This window comes from uncultured Veillonella sp. (genome assembly GCF_937981445.1).
GTDB lineage: Bacteria > Bacillota > Negativicutes > Veillonellales > Veillonellaceae > Veillonella_A.
In genome coordinates, this window is the sequence record NZ_CALJON010000051.1 from 93,116 (window position 1) to 108,846 (window position 15,731).

Sequence of the window (15,731 nt, forward strand, 5' to 3'; positions counted from 1 at the left end):
TCCTCGTTTAATAATTGTACCTTTTCAAGAAGCTTATGCCAATACTATTTTCTCTACTTCATCTTTTACCTTTTTAACAAAAGATAACATCTCTGTATTTAATGGATGTCTAATTACACAACCAGGCGATAAGATTAAATTACGACCATGTGTTTGCTTGATGGTTTCATAAATTTGGTGACGCACTTCATTTTTATGACCATTGGTAATATCCATACGGTCAATGCCACCCATAATTGTTTTACCTACAAAGCAGCTAACTTCCTCAACAGATGGTAATGTCTCCCATGCATGCCAATTGAAAATCTGCACTGGATAATCTTTGAGAATATCGAACATAATATTAGTACCGTGGGAATGTAAAATATTACACCACCCCTTAGACGCCATTATGAGCTGCGTATCATAAGGAGCACCAAACTCTTTATAGCAGCTCTCGTCACAAATCTGATACGAAGACATTTGAGAAGCTAGGAAAATCCCATCCGCTCCGAGTTCAATGGTACGCTCTACTAACTTAACCGTGGTCTTAGTAATTTCTTTTAGGGCTTCATGAATTTGAGGACCATATCCTTGTGCTATATAGTCAAGTACCTTACCGCCACATAATTTATTAGCTGTTGTCATAGGACTAAATACAGTAAATACAACGGGTACCTCTTCACCTTTTAAACGCTCTAGTAAATCATGTAAATACGTAAGCTCTCGTTTTAGAGCGCCCTTTTCAATGGACACTTCTTTAATCGTAAGCCAGTCGTCAGCACATTTAATGGGCGTACTAATTACTTTAGCAACGCCACCTTTGGCCACGTCCGAAAAATCAATTTCACAGCCAAAATCTTCCACACTGTACATACCATTATTCATAGTTTTAACGATGTCTACATCATAGGCCTTATAAAAATCATAAGTCCGTTGTACAATAGCAGGCACATCCCGATCTACATCAGGCATATGGCTCCATATAGCATATGGAATGGACTTAAGTTTTTCGCCACGTATGGCAGCTTTAACTAGTTCTTTTTTAGTCATAAGCGTTTCCCCCTTTAAATACACTCTAAATTCTGTATACCTAATTACCTCTAAAACTATAAACTTTCCTACTTTAATAATAGGTTTTTTCAAAAAAACCGTCTAACTGTTATTTATAGTCTAGCCACAGGTAAATACCTGTTAAAAAAGCACCATCCCCTTAGGTTATTTTTCATGTAATAGCTCAATTATGCCCGATATAGCAGCGCTAATTACAATAAATAACCATTTGGAAATGGTGCTTATATAAAGTATTTGATTGTTGACTTATTACTTTTTCTTACGATATAGACTTATTTATTAATTAAGTAATATATATCTTATTAATGTGCAGGTCCTTTTAAGTTTAATAAAACAACGCCCACGACAATGAGTCCAATGCCAGCCACAGCAGTCATAGAAAGTTCTTCTTTCCAAAGAACAACCCCTAATAAGGCCGTAAGCGCCGTACCTACACCAGCTTACACCGCATAAGCGATGCTAAGTGGCAAGGATAAAAGAGCGCGCCCCATGGCAAAGAAAGATAAGCTCATGCCCAAAACAAAGATAATGCTAGGCACTACACGAGTGAACCCAGCAGACAATTTCAACATAGATGTAGAAAAAATCTCTACTGCAATGGCAATCGCCAATAATATGTAACCTGTTAACATTATATCCTCCATGTATTAAAATTTTACGTTAACCCATTTATCAATCTTGTAGACTCATCATATATGCCGATTTTATAGACTTAGCACATATATTAACTTTATTAACTTTATTAACTTTATTAACTCTATTAACTTTATTAACTTTATTAACTTTATTAACTTAATATATATCAGCTTTATAGATTAGCAAATAAATCAGCTTTATTGACTTGGCAAATCCACTAATTTATTTTTCAAATTTAGCGCTTTCTTGGGAAAACTGCGTTAAAAATTGGTGCATCGTATCTAGCATTGATTCAATACGATGTGTTCCAATGGTATCTAAGGACTTACTTTCAATCGTTTCTAACTCTTCCATGTGAGGTCCAATAACATCACGCCCTTTGGGAGTTAAACGCATCAACTTTTCCCTTTTATCAGCCAGCGGTACATCATAGCTAATATACCCTTCGCGTTCCATCTCTTTACAAATCGTGGATAAGGTTTGCTTTGAAATCCCCCACTCACGACATACTTGACTCTGTGTGGCCCATTCTTGATAGTGCAATGTATAAAAAATAGCCACTTTATTATAAGTCAATCCATGACGCTTCGCCCACTGACTATATAATTCATTTAATTGTCCAAAATAACTGCCTATCGCTAACACTTGCTCATGATATAAGTGCTTCATAAGCATCCTCCCCTTAGTCCTAATTCGTACTATAACTTTCTACAGGAATTATTATAGTACAAAATCGGACCAATGTAAAGAGGTATGATTTCGTACTATAAAACTTTTTTTATTTTTATAAAAAAGCAAAAAGCAGTCCCTATAAAAAGGGACTGCTTTACTATAATTATTTGCTTCCAACCTTCATATATAGCTGCAATCTGCAAGCCTTCACAATGAAAAGGCAGATCTACTTTATTAACTTATTTAACTATATGCTACGAGCCTTCATTATCAAAAGAGGCGTTCACATTGTTAACTTATTTAACTATAATTTGGCACGCCTTCATCGTGGTCAACGCCGCTTCATGAGACTCCGTAGTCACACCAGCACAACAAGATGCATCTACTGTAACAGGTACTTCTGGTAAAAAGGCTTTGAGCAACATAGCATTAGACACTACACAAATATCGGTGCACAGACCAACTAGTTCAATAGAGTCAATGCCTTCCATATCGTTGAAATCGCGTAAGTCTTCTGCCAATTCTACAGAGCCAAATTGGCCTTTGCAATATACATGTTCTGCCGTAATAGGGCGTGCTGCTATAATGTCTGGCGCCAACTGCCACCCTTCAGTGCCTTCAATACAATGAGGAACAGGCAAATGTGTGCCTTCTTGGGTCTTTAAATAATTCTCTTCATGCGTATCCAAGGTGTAATAGATAGACCCTTCAAAAGTCTGTATCTTTTTCACTACCTTGCTCACAATATCTTGGGCTTCTGCAGAACCTAAAGCACCTGAAATAAAATCATTTTGCATATCTACTACAATAAGTACTTTATGTCCCATAAAGCCCTCCTATATGTTTCACCATTACTATAAGTAACATATAAAATGTTATATAACGTAAAATCGAACAGATTTTATAAGTAAAAAATGAATCGTTTTATAAATAAACTCTAATTCGTTTTTATAAATAACATCTAATTCGTTTTTGTAAATAACATCTTATTCATTTTACTTAGTTTATCACTTTATAGCGAATCCATAAAGAGCCACCTGATTGAACCTTTACTTCAATCAATTTAAAGCGCTTAGGTGTATCCGTAGCAAGACCCTCTGGGGCCGCAAATAAAGCGGGCGTCTTCATAGAACCATCAGCCGATGCTGCTATAACAACGCTGAGTTCATCGCAAAGACCAGCTTGAATGAAAGTCCAATTGACGATGCCACCGCCGCCTAACATTAAGGTTTCAATGCCAAATAGGTCTTTTAATTTCTTTACTACCAAAGGTGCATCAATAGTATCTTTACCAGCAATAATATAAGGAATTTGTAATTTTCGTAAAAACGCCTTATAGGCATTACTTACCTTCTCCGTCAAAACTTCCAAAACTTGCGCCTTAGCCCCTGCATACTCAATGGTATTAGTAGTCCAACCTAATTTACCAGATCCATCAACATTTACATAGAAAAAGCGCTCTGTTTTAGGCAGTACAAAATCCCCTTCTGGTACAGTTAGCGCCTGTTCATCTAATTCGGGTTTCTTATAAAAGGTAAAATTATCATCCGTTGTAATGCGCCCACACATCCAAGCATCGGCCTGGTAAAATGGTTCCGCCCCAAAGACGATATTATCAAACACCTCACCAGCCTTAATACCTTCTGGCGTATCAAAAAAATTACCCATAATCTTACCATCTAATGATGTAAGCATATGACAAAACATATATGGTCGTTCCATAATAGCACCCCTTCTATAAGGAAAGCACCCCACAAGGAGTGCTTTCTCTATTACCATACCAATTACTCAATTTAATTATAAACTAGCGCGTAGTACATCCACCACTTCATCACGAGTTAGCTTTTTATAGCCCCCTTCAAGAATGAAAGTCGCATCAGCAATGCCTTCAATCATATCTGGAGTAGCACCGAGGTCAGTTAAGTTCATAACTACGCCAATTTCTTTCATGTATGCTTCCATGGCATCAAGTCCTGCAAGAGCCACTTCTTCGTCAGATTTGCCAGCTGGATCTACATTCCATACATTCATAGCATAACGTTTAAATTTAGGAAGTCCTTCTTTTAAAATATGTTTATAGTAAGGTAAGGATACAGCAGCCAAAGTCATGCCATGAGTGGCATCCGTATACGCCCCTACAGCTTGGCCCAACATATGAACCATCCAGTCCCCTGGTTTCCCCATGTGAGTGAAAGTATTAAGCGCCCAAGTAGCGGTCCACATAATATTGCTGCGCGCTTCATAATCCTTAGGATTTACTACAGCAACACGAGCACTATGAATTAAGGAACGCAATAAACCTTCAATAACATAATCTGATGTATTATCATCCTTGCCAGAGAAGTATTGTTCTAGTAAATGGGACATAATGTCGAAGAGCCCAGCAACCATTTGGTATTTTGGCAATGTATACGTGTAAATTGGGTCCAAAATAGAGAATTTAGGGAATACATTAGGACCAAAAACATGGCCAATTTTTAATTTTTTGTCATGATTTGTAATAACAGAGCCACCATTCATTTCAGAACCAGTCCCTACCATAGTAAGCACTGTGCCCACTGGTACAATGTCGCAAGATACATCTTCCATGCGTTCAAAATATTTTTCCCATGGATCTTCTTCGCAATGAATGGATACAGATACCGCTTTTGCATAGTCAATTACAGAACCACCGCCAACAGCTAAAATAAAATCAGCTTTGCCAGCTCTTGCACGTGCTACCCCTTCATTGAGCTTATCAGATGTAGGATTAGACATAACGCCTGCATCCTCTACAATTATTTTACCATGAGCTTTTAAAATTGCTACTACTTTATCGTAAAGGCCAGACTTTTTAATGGAGCCACCGCCATATACTAATAATACATTATCACCAAACTTAGGTAATTCTTGATTTAATGCTTCTAAAGAATTTTCACCAAAATGAATTCGTGTAGGATTTTCATACGTAAAAGTGCCTAACATAATAACCTCCTCAATACTAATCACATAGTATATAAAATACACTCTTTACTACTTTGGGTAGACTTAATAGACTTTATATACTTTTAAAATACATCCTCCAGCAATACTTAAAGTATCCTTATATAATCTAAGGAACAGTAATGCTTAAAGTATCCTTATATAATCTAAAAATCAGTAATACTTAAAGTACCCTTGTATAATCTAAGAATACACCTTGAAGTCGACTTCAAGTCAACCCCTATAAAGCCGCGCCCATAGTATTTACTAAAACAATCTCTGTAATCTTGTTTTTCCCTGTATCATTATTTGTGTTCAAAATTTGTAATACCATCCATGATAATAATACGCGTTACTTTTTTGCCATCATTAGCAAACCAAATACCTTTAATTAACTCACTCGTCATAAATAAACGGCCATAAAACCAGCTTGGCTCAGAATATTGATTTGTCCAATTACGAGCCGACACCATCAAAGGCTGACCATATACTTCATATACTCGATCAATACTATCCCCTACAGCAATGCCGCGATAGGTCGTGGCATCACGATTTGAAATCTCTATCATAGTTATATAATCTTCACGTAGCATAGTCGAATATTTAATGCCCCCGTATTCCACGGACATTAAAGGACCATTACCAGGTAAATAATTCGTCTTAGTCGGAGTTCCCAAACTCTTTATAATATCATTAAATGTTACACCCATAGGAACACCAGCCACGGCCAACTCTTTTGCCTCCATATCACTACCATACCAGCGTCCAGGACGAGCTGACTCTGTAATTTGACCATGTACACTTCGCGCATCCACCGAAACCACCGCACTTGCACCAACGGCAAACAAAGCGGCCAATACCATTGCTGTAACCTTTTTCATACTGTACCTCCTCTAATCAAACAATCATTAATTACACAACGATTGCTAAAATAAAAGATAGTTAACATCCGTATATATAATTATTTCCATATGGTAGTGGCATATTCCTGCTTGATAATGTTTTTTGCTATAAACTATACCTTGACGCGTATTTCCGTAAAACAATGAAACGTATTCCCGTAAAACAATAAGGCAGCGCCTATCCCATGGTTATAGAAATTGACATCAAACAGACTTCTCGCTGTATGACCTGATTTCAATATGTCCATAAAATAAACGCTGCTATTATTAACTGCATTAGTCTAACAATAAATGTAAACTCATCTTAACTCTAAGCAGGCTACTATATTAAGTTGACTTCTTTTAAAATCGCTGCAACCCGGGCTTCCTCATCTTTACTAATTGGCAAACCAGGTGCCTTAGTATATGTGCTCATAGCTAGTCCTCGCATCTTCACAGCGGCTTTAATAGCTACAATAAATAAGTCAGTCACTTCGTACAAGCTCATTAGTTTAGAAATATTGCTGGCACAGGATTCCATAGTTTCAAACTCTTTTGCTTCATAGGCCTTATGAAGTGCTACAAACAATTCTGGTGCCACATTAGTCAATCCGGTAAGGGTGCCATCACCACCAGAGAAGCGATTTACTACATAATATTCATCAAAGCCAGATAATACACTAAACTCAGGATTAACGGCCTTTACGGCTTTAACCAAGCGGCGTGTATGACTAATATTATCTACCGTATCCTTAATCGCTACAATATTTTTATGCTTAGACGCTAATGTAGCCACTAATTTTGGTGTTAAATCACTCCCCACACGATCTGGGAAATTATACAACATAATTGGCAAAGTCGTTGCATCTGCAATAGCACCAAAATAGGCTTCTGCTGCTGTTTCAGTAGGCCCAAAATAATAAGGCGATACTATATTAAGTGCATCTACCCCCGCCTTTTCACAATAGGCTGTCAATTCTTTTACTTCATCTAATGAAGTGCCACCAATGCCTACAATTACTTGACAACGCTTATTAACGGTTTTTACAGCTAAGTCAATGATTTCCTTTTTTTCCTCTACAGAAAAGCCATAAAACTCACCTAAACTACCAAGAAATAATAAACCATTTAAACCTGATTCTGCTAAATGATTAATATGCTGTTGCATCGCTACAGCATCTAATTTACCATTGTCGTCCATAATTGTAATGACTGGTGAATATACGCCCTTAAACATACAAATCCTCCTCAAATCAAAAGGTACAGGTCTGAGCCTGTACCTTTTTTAATACTTTTCTATACAAACATATCTAATACAAGTACAAACACTAAGCCTGATATAGATGCAATTGTAGATAATACAGTCCATGTAGCAAAAGTTTCTTTTAAGCTTAAGCCAAAATACTCTTTTACCATCCAGAAGCCGGCATCATTTACATGAGATGCAATAGTACTGCCCGCGCCAGTTGCCAATGTTACTAGTGCTAAATTCGCATCAGTAGTAGCCAATACAGGTACTACTAAGCCTGCTGTAGATAAAGCTGCTACAGTAGCAGATCCTAGAGAGATACGCAAAATAGCTGCTACAGCCCAAGCGAATAAGATTGGAGAAATAGACGTACCATGGAACATAGACGCAATATAAGTACCTACACCACCAGTGATAAGGATTTGTTTAAAAATCCCGCCACCACCGATAATAAGAAGCATCATACCGATAGAAGCAATCGCCTTAGAGCAAGAATTCATAACTTCTTTAATAGGTGTGCCACGGCGAAGATTTAATACATAGATTGCAAAAATAATTGACACAAGCATAGCAATAGATGGATTGCCTACGAAGTTAACAGATTCTAAAACTAGGGCATTTTCAATATGTCCAATATCTTTAACAATATTAGCAATTGTTGCAAAAATCATCAAAATAACAGGTAGCATGGCAGATAGCATGCTAATACTAAATCCTGGCATTTCTTCATCTGTAAAGAGTTTAGGTTCACCAAGAGCTGTAATATCGCCTGCTTTTTCAAATACAGATGGCATATAGCCTTTTACTATTTTAGTAAATACAGGACCCGTTAAAATAACTGTAGGGATGGCAATTAAAATACCATATAGTAAAACGCTACCCATATCAGCACCATATTCACCTGCAATAACAGTTGGCCCTGGATGTGGTGGCAAGAAGCAATGTGTAGCTAATAAAGACGCTAACATTGGGAAGCCTAAATAAATAGGTGCCACCTTCATTTGACGAGAAATAGTAAATACAATAGGAATTAAAAGAACAAGACCTACTTCAAAGAATAACGCAATACCTACAATAAATGATGCCACTACAATGGCCCATTGAATTCTCTTTTCACCAAAGGCATCAATTAAAGTCATGGAAATTCGTTGTGCACCACCTGCATCGGCAATTACACGGCCGAGCATGGCGCCAAGACCAAAGATTAAAGCAATATGACCTAATGTGCCACCCATGCCGGCTTCTAATGTATTAGGAAGTTTTGGCAAAGGGATGCCAAAGGCAATCCCCGCCAAAGTAGATACAATTACGAGTGAAATAAATGTATTAATCTTACATTTTGAGATTAAAAATATTAACAGTACAACTGCTACGGCAGTGATCAATAAAGGCATAATGAGCTCCTCCTATGGTTGACAATTATTTTTCAGCCAAAGCTTTCTTACCCGCTTCAAGTACTTCAATTATTTTATCCACATTATATACATTACCCTGCCATGTGCCACCACTTACATCTTGTAATGCAGCCCATAAACGAGTGTCGTCTGGTAAATCATCATCTTCATGTAAATCAGTCCGCATTGGACGTTCTGCTAAGATTTTTGCCCCTTCTTCATAGGATACAAGCTCACCTTCACGGCCAATAAAGTTTAAACTGCCTTCCAAGTTTACTGTATCTACAATAATTTCAACAATATCACCATCTTGTAATTTGCCAAGCGGACCACCAGCGAGCGCTTCAGGACCTACATGACCAAAGCAAGCACCTGTTGATACACCAGAGAAACGAGCATCAGTAATAAGAGATACATGTTTACCATATGGTAAATGTTTTAATGCTGAAGTTAATTGGTAGGTTTCTTCCATACCAGTTCCTTTGGGCCCGCCGCCCATAACGATAAGAATATCGCCAGCTTCTACTTTACCTACTTCTTTTAGTGCTGTAATAGCTGCTTTTTCAGACGTGAAGACTTTTACTTTTGCTGTATGTCTGAATACATGGTCATCATCAATAACAGATGGATCAATAGCGGTAGATTTGACTACTGCCCCTTCTGGTGCAATATTACCTTTAGGGAATGTTACTGTTGAGCCAATACCGCGTTTTTTAGCTTCCCCTGGTGTAAAAATAACTTCATCTGGGGATACACCTTCTGTTTTTTCAAGATGCGCACGACAAGCTTGACGGCGTTCTGATTGTTCCCACCAATCAAGGTTTTCACCTAATGTGCTACCAGTTACAGTCAACACATCTTCATGTAATAAACCAAGTTTACGTAAGTGAAGCATTACTTCTGGTACACCACCAGCCATATAAGCATATACAGTTGGATAGTTTACTGGCCCAATTGGTAATACGCTGACAAGACGTGGCACCAATTTATTGATACGAGACCAATCATCTACACTTGGGCTCTTACATCCAGCTGCATAAGCGATTGCTGGTAAATGAAGGAGTAAATTTGTCGAACCACCAAAAGCGGCATGAATAACCATCGCATTTTCTACAGCCTTATCAGTTAAAATGTCTTTTGTTGTAATACCACGAGCCGCTAAGTCCATAACAGCCTGTGCAGACATGCGTGCCATATCGCGCCATACTTGTTGACCTGATGGAGCTAACGCGGAGTGTGTAATAGAAAGGCCTAAGCCTTCTCCCACAACTTGAGATGTGCCAGCTGTCCCGAAGAATTGACAGCCACCGCCAGGAGATGCACATGCTTTACAGCCCATGGACGCTGCATAATCTAGAGAAATTTCATCATTAGCATAACGAACGCCAATTGTTTGAACCGTACCTAAATCTTCACCATCATTAGATTTTAAAGTAGCACCACCTGGTACAAGAATTGTTGGCTCATTATGCATACTTGCCAAAGCCATCATCATAGCTGGTAACCCTTTATCACAACCAGCTACACCGATAGTCGCCTTACGAGTCGGTAAGGAACGAATTAAACGACGCATTACGATGGAAGCATCATTACGATAAGGTAAGGAGTCAAACATGCCAATCGTTCCTTGGCTACGACCATCACATGGATCTGTTACAAATGCTGCATGAGGTACAAAACCAAGTTCAGCCACTTTATCAGCAGCTTCTGTCATCAAATCAGACAATTCAAAGTGACCATTATGTAAACCTACAGCTACAGTGCGTTCAGATGTTTTAATACCACCTTGCGTACTAATCAACATGACATCGCCATTGGCAAGTTTTGTTGGATCCCAGCCCATGCCAGCATTTACAGTCATACCGAACAAATTACCACTTGGAGATTCACGCAATAACGAATCAGTTAAAGGCAATTCACCTTTAGGACCATTCATAGATAATTTTGTGTCTTGAATGTTTTGATTAATACTTTCGTATAATGATTTGATAGCCATACTCTCACCTTTCCTTACTTACATCAACCTAAATGTACATAATTAATTATTTCGTACGTTATTTACCATGGCATATGTAATTTCTATTGTATGTTATGGTATTTACTTCCCTGTTTCGCACGTTGTGGTACTACTGCATTTCATAATCCGCTTCATAGGCTCTTTTATTGTCCGTATTTACGAACTATTTATACATATATCCGTACTTCATGTTTACATCATACGCAGAATGAAGTATTATGTCAATAGGAGATTGAAAAAATACCTATATCGCATTATGCAAATTTTGAAATTATATCGTTTTTTACTCTAAATCCTCTCTGTTTTATAAATAAGAGTATGCTAAAATCTATTTCCCCTTTATAATAGAGATTAACTATTTAATGACAAAGGATGTTTAACTATGTTCCATAAGCCAACAGAGCGCGTGCTCAGTATTTTTAATTTATTGTCCGGCCATCCTGAAGGATTGACCTTGACCCAAATTGCTCAACAACTCTCAATTCCTAAGAGCACCCTATCACCAATTTTACAAGAAATGACCTTTCAAAATTATTTACACTTAGATGATGACACTAGTTTATATTTCATCGGTATCTCTTTACATGCCATTGCTAGCTCCTATGATGTAACCAATGAATTAATTCCAAAAGTCAAAACTGTTATGCAGCGCATTACAGAGCAATCTAATGAAATGTGTCAATTAGGTATTTTAGAAGGCACGGAGATCTTATACTTGTTAAAAGAAGTCCCTAAAACTGAAATGCCCATTCAAATTATTTCTCATACAGGGAAAAAATTGCCTGCCTATGCAACAGCACTGGGCAAAGCATTGCTATCCTATTACACCTTGGAAGAACTTAAGGAGATCTACCCTGAAGGTCTTGAAGCCGTAACGCCTCATACAATTACAGATATGGATGTACTATGGACTCAACTTCAAGACATTAAGCAATCTAACATCTCTCATGAATCTGAGGAGACAACGCCTTTTTTATGTTGCTATGCTACCCCTATTACGCTATCTGAAACGGAACGCATTGCACTTAGCATTAGCTTGCCAGTCTTCCTTTGTACAGACGAAAAAGTAGCACAAATAAAATCACTTCTTATCGAAGCTAAAAATGAAATCGAAAACTTACAACTTTTAAAGAAATAATAAAAAATGCATGCCCTTAGTAGGACATGCATTTTTCATGTTAGTGTTTTGTTTTTGTTTTTTGTTTTGTTTGTTTTGTTGTTATGCTTTTAAAGATTTTTTAGATTTGTTTTGATTTATAATCAAACATCTTATTGAGCCAATAGGACTGCCTATTATAAACCTTTTACGAAGCTTTCAATCGCTTGTTGAAGTAAAATAAAAATTGCTACCACGTTTCAACACTCCTTTTGTCTCAAACCACTGCTCCTAAAATACAACTCAACACTTGTTTTTTACTGTTGTATTTCTTAGCACGTTGTTATTCTAAACTATAAAGTTACTTTACAGTCAAGCATTTAAAAAATTAAATTTACATGAAATTTCTATAGAAAATATTTCTCTATAAAATATCATACTAAAATAAACTATCATACTAATATAAAAAAGACTTCTTCATAAGCTCCAGTACTGATGAGAATTAGCTATACCTAGATATAATTAGATACGTTTAGATATATTTTAGATATGTTTAGTCTAATTAAATCTACTTCAGTCTAACGTATAAGCGTTTAGCCATATATGTACTGGGACAGTATGAAAAAGTCTTTTATTTTATACTATATAATTTTTTAGGAATGTAATATTACAAGGCCCCGCCTTCAACGGGCACTTGAAGCATGGAAAATAGCGCATCATGATCGGCTTCGTCAAAAGTAGTATCCAAGAAACAGGCATCCACTACATCACCACAAATCGTATAGCCATGCTCTTTCACCCACTGCAAGAGTGTTTCTAATTGCGTCGTATCATTAGGCCGGCCTGTTTTATATAGGCAAATGTAATTTCCTTCAGGCAAGGTAATCTCTTCCGCATCAAAATGGCCACTTTCTGGAGGTATCCGAATATAACTGCCACCACCATTTAATACATTACCAGTAATGACACTATCCTTTTTAAATAACATGCCATAGCTATAAGCCGGCAAGAATTCATGGGAATATAGTTCACGCCAAAGCTCCATAGATGTAAAATGAATATCTTCACGATCTACAGTAGCCCCCTCTTCAGCCCAAGGGCAGAAAATAATCTGCCGATCTTTGTAATAACGCAAGAATGGCTCCTCCTGAGGATGACTCGTAGCGGCCACGGCTTCACGATATAAATACAGGCGTTGCTGCAAAGCCAATTGCTTTCGCTCTAATTGTTCTTTTTCTTTGGCGAGCTTTGCCGCTTGTTGCTGTAACAAAACCACCTCGGATTGTAAATCACGGCCATTTAGATGGGCTTCAATCTCTTTTAAACTAACGCCTAAGGACTTCAAAAAGCAAATCTCCCTCAATACGGGAATCTGATGCCGTCCATAATAGCGATATCCATTGGACTCATCCACCACAACCGGCGAAAATAAGCCAATCGAGTCATAATATAGTAGCGCCGGCCGCGTCAAACTGTGAAGCTTGGCCATCTCGCTAATGCTGATTAAATTTTCGCGCATGGGGGACTCCTTAAAACTCTAATCTATTAATCTTTTATTGTATTACTTATCTCTGCTCCAATATCATTTAATGATTTATCATCTTTCTCTCGTTTCCAAGCCGTTCGTCCATTTGCACTCGCATAATGAACAAATGTTGCCGCTCCCGAAGGCGTGAAAAAAGATATATCTTCTATTAACTTCCCATCTTTTATTTTGTTAGCATATTTCTTTCTGTTTTTTATAACAGAATCTGGGCAGCTTTTAGTTTTTTCCATAACTACATCACTGCCTTTTAAAACTACAAACCCTTCATTAGTCTGTTTTCCGTAGGCAATGCATCCTTTTCTCTTTGTATAAAATTTATCGCTTTTTTTAGCAGAGCTTTTTGTACTCGATTCAAACATACGATAGCCCATAGTGAGTCATCAGTGGTTGTTACAAGAATAATGTAATAACAGAGCCTTTAATTGCCAAAACTATGCCCACTTTCTATTCATCACAATAATTGACTATTTACTTGATGCAATTTTATTTAATAAGGAATATACCTCTTGAGCAGAAGTTGCTTCTTTATATTCAACACCTTGATTTTTCAATTTCTCAAAGAATTTCCTTTGAATTTTCAAAATTTGTGTGTCAGATTCACGCTTACCACTACCCTCGGCTTTTGTTTCAACTAGTAAGTATACTTTTTGCTTATTTGCATTCTCAACAACATATATAAAATCTGGCGTTGTTGTCCCTCCCATATATTTAGGAACTTGAATAGCTCGTTTAGGCAATTTACCAAAAGTAATAACATTTGATCCATAATTTCGTTTCAATAAAATTTGTTCTGGATCTGAAGAATCATATCTAATTGGAGGTGTTTCATACAAAGATCTACTATCCTCGCCAACACTATCATCTTCATATATCCCCAATGCTGTAGCAAGAATATCTTCTTTGAAGTCTTGTTTACTTGTATCATATATAGATGTATTGGCTTGAAAATCTAACTTTTCATAATGATAATATTGCTCATATTTCTCTTCAAATTTAGCTTTAAAATCGCGGCTTAAATTATTTAATGTATCTTCATTTAAATATCGAGTATCACTCTTATACTTATTTTTTATAGTACTATATAAACTTCTATGAATCTGTACTGGTTTTAATCTTGTTAGTCGAGCTAATTTTATAACAAATTCACCATACACCATTCCTGGCAAAATCGTTTGTCCATATTCTAAAGAATAATCAGAATCTTGGAGCTTCATTTTCTGTTCTTTTCCCGTATAAACAACACTTTCCTTATTAAATTCCACCTTTTTTAGCATAAAATTATCATCATTATGCATGCAAGCATCAATTAACTCTTTTAATTCGGTTTCATTTAAACGATCAAACTTAATCATGTAACGATTAGAGAAAGTTTGCCATAAATCTCTCATTTGATTCCAATTAGATTTCTTCAACTTCACTCTATCTTTAGTTTTTAAACCACCATCAGTAATATGCTCTTTAGCAACTCTTGATTCTCTAAATACAGCAGGGAACATAGATACTAATTTATCAAATCCGCCCTCTTTAAAATCATTACTACGGTTAATAATATTAGCCTCATCTAACTGCTCTAGTAAATGATCTTTTGTTAATGAAGTATCTACTGCTAATATTTGATTAATTAATTCATCTGTCAATGTAACTTCATTTATTTGTACATTTACATCGCTATTAACTTGAGAAATTAGCTTCTGTGCAAAATCCTTTTCATCGTAACCAATTAAAAAGCTTAGCCGGCTATCTAACTCAGTTTGCAATAAGCGATGACCATTTTCATCAACAGGAAGTCTTAAGCCACGTCCAACCTCTTGTATTTTTGAATTTTCACTGCCAGATGTTCGTAACTTAGCAATAACAAATACATTAGGATTATCCCAACCTTCGCGTAATGTCCACTTAGAAAATAAGAATCGCCGTGTTTCCCAGTTTCCCTTCTCGTCTTTAAAAGATAACAGTTTTTCTTTATTCCTCAAAATGTCATCTACTTCTGCTTGAATCGCCTCATCACCACTTCCACGGTCTTCACTGAAATATCCAGCATGAACATTCTCTTTTAATTGTGCTAAAGTAGCTTTTAAAAAGCTTAAATATTCTTGTTCACGAGTCGATGTCTTCTGAGAATACTCTGCTATAAGTTTTTTTACTTTCTCAGTTAATAATCGTTCAAATATATTTTTTAACCATCCATCTTCGTCTCGATACGACTTTATTGAATCAATGAAGATC

At 36.7% G+C, this 15,731-nt stretch carries 14 protein-coding genes; 1 reads left to right on the plus strand and 13 read right to left on the minus strand.

Translation table 11 applies throughout. The features are described from left to right. Nucleotides 1–33 precede the first annotated feature (33 nt). From Q0376_RS08245 to Q0376_RS08290, 10 genes are all read right to left on the minus strand, one after another. Nucleotides 34–1,032: a uroporphyrinogen decarboxylase family protein gene (locus tag Q0376_RS08245; protein ID WP_298706410.1), complete on the minus strand. Its 999-nt coding sequence runs from the start codon at nucleotides 1,030–1,032 to the stop codon at nucleotides 34–36. Between the two features lie 461 nt (nucleotides 1,033–1,493). Continuing rightward, nucleotides 1,494–1,685, minus strand: coding sequence for a multidrug efflux SMR transporter (locus Q0376_RS08250; RefSeq protein WP_298706412.1), 192 nt, complete (start codon nucleotides 1,683–1,685; stop codon nucleotides 1,494–1,496). 226 nt (nucleotides 1,686–1,911) lie between these two features. Then, nucleotides 1,912–2,358, minus strand: a complete 447-nt coding sequence (locus tag Q0376_RS08255; RefSeq protein WP_298706413.1) for a MarR family winged helix-turn-helix transcriptional regulator — start codon at nucleotides 2,356–2,358, stop codon at nucleotides 1,912–1,914. Nucleotides 2,359–2,657: 299 nt separating this feature from the next. After that, nucleotides 2,658–3,188 (minus strand): cysteine hydrolase family protein, encoded by a 531-nt coding sequence (locus Q0376_RS08260; protein WP_298706415.1) that lies wholly within the window; start codon nucleotides 3,186–3,188, stop codon nucleotides 2,658–2,660. Between the two features lie 172 nt (nucleotides 3,189–3,360). Then, the gene (locus Q0376_RS08265; protein WP_298706417.1) at nucleotides 3,361–4,083 is read right to left on the minus strand and encodes a dihydrofolate reductase family protein; all 723 of its coding nucleotides are present in this window, start codon (nucleotides 4,081–4,083) and stop codon (nucleotides 3,361–3,363) included. Between the two features lie 75 nt (nucleotides 4,084–4,158). After that, entirely contained in the window at nucleotides 4,159–5,325 is a 1,167-nt protein-coding gene (locus tag Q0376_RS08270; protein ID WP_298706419.1) for an iron-containing alcohol dehydrogenase, read from the minus strand. A 302-nt stretch (nucleotides 5,326–5,627) separates the two neighbouring features. Continuing rightward, the gene (locus Q0376_RS08275; protein WP_298706421.1) at nucleotides 5,628–6,203 is read right to left on the minus strand and encodes a hypothetical protein; all 576 of its coding nucleotides are present in this window, start codon (nucleotides 6,201–6,203) and stop codon (nucleotides 5,628–5,630) included. Nucleotides 6,204–6,546: 343 nt separating this feature from the next. Next, nucleotides 6,547–7,440 carry a dihydrodipicolinate synthase family protein gene (locus Q0376_RS08280; RefSeq protein ID WP_298706423.1) on the minus strand — a complete coding sequence of 298 codons (894 nt, stop codon included), beginning with the start codon at nucleotides 7,438–7,440 and terminating at the stop codon, nucleotides 6,547–6,549. Nucleotides 7,441–7,499: 59 nt separating this feature from the next. Next, nucleotides 7,500–8,846 (minus strand): gluconate:H+ symporter, encoded by a 1,347-nt coding sequence (locus Q0376_RS08285; protein WP_298706425.1) that lies wholly within the window; start codon nucleotides 8,844–8,846, stop codon nucleotides 7,500–7,502. Between the two features lie 25 nt (nucleotides 8,847–8,871). Then, nucleotides 8,872–10,842 carry a YjhG/YagF family D-xylonate dehydratase gene (locus Q0376_RS08290; protein WP_298706427.1) on the minus strand — a complete coding sequence of 657 codons (1,971 nt, stop codon included), beginning with the start codon at nucleotides 10,840–10,842 and terminating at the stop codon, nucleotides 8,872–8,874. 403 nt (nucleotides 10,843–11,245) lie between these two features. Here Q0376_RS08290 and Q0376_RS08295 point away from each other — a divergent pair, with 403 nt between their 5' ends. Beyond that, nucleotides 11,246–12,001 (plus strand): IclR family transcriptional regulator, encoded by a 756-nt coding sequence (locus tag Q0376_RS08295; protein ID WP_298706429.1) that lies wholly within the window; start codon nucleotides 11,246–11,248, stop codon nucleotides 11,999–12,001. A gap of 625 nt (nucleotides 12,002–12,626) precedes the next feature. On the opposite strand, the gene Q0376_RS08300 is transcribed toward Q0376_RS08295, so the two are convergent. The 3 genes from Q0376_RS08300 to Q0376_RS08310 form a co-directional block, all read right to left on the minus strand. Beyond that, nucleotides 12,627–13,478 carry a MerR family transcriptional regulator gene (locus tag Q0376_RS08300; RefSeq protein WP_298706431.1) on the minus strand — a complete coding sequence of 284 codons (852 nt, stop codon included), beginning with the start codon at nucleotides 13,476–13,478 and terminating at the stop codon, nucleotides 12,627–12,629. Between the two features lie 26 nt (nucleotides 13,479–13,504). Further along, nucleotides 13,505–13,864 (minus strand): DUF4357 domain-containing protein, encoded by a 360-nt coding sequence (locus Q0376_RS08305; RefSeq protein ID WP_298706433.1) that lies wholly within the window; start codon nucleotides 13,862–13,864, stop codon nucleotides 13,505–13,507. 105 nt (nucleotides 13,865–13,969) lie between these two features. Next, the coding region (locus Q0376_RS08310; protein WP_298706435.1) for a type III restriction-modification system endonuclease at nucleotides 13,970–15,731 on the minus strand (1,762 nt) is incomplete at its 5' end.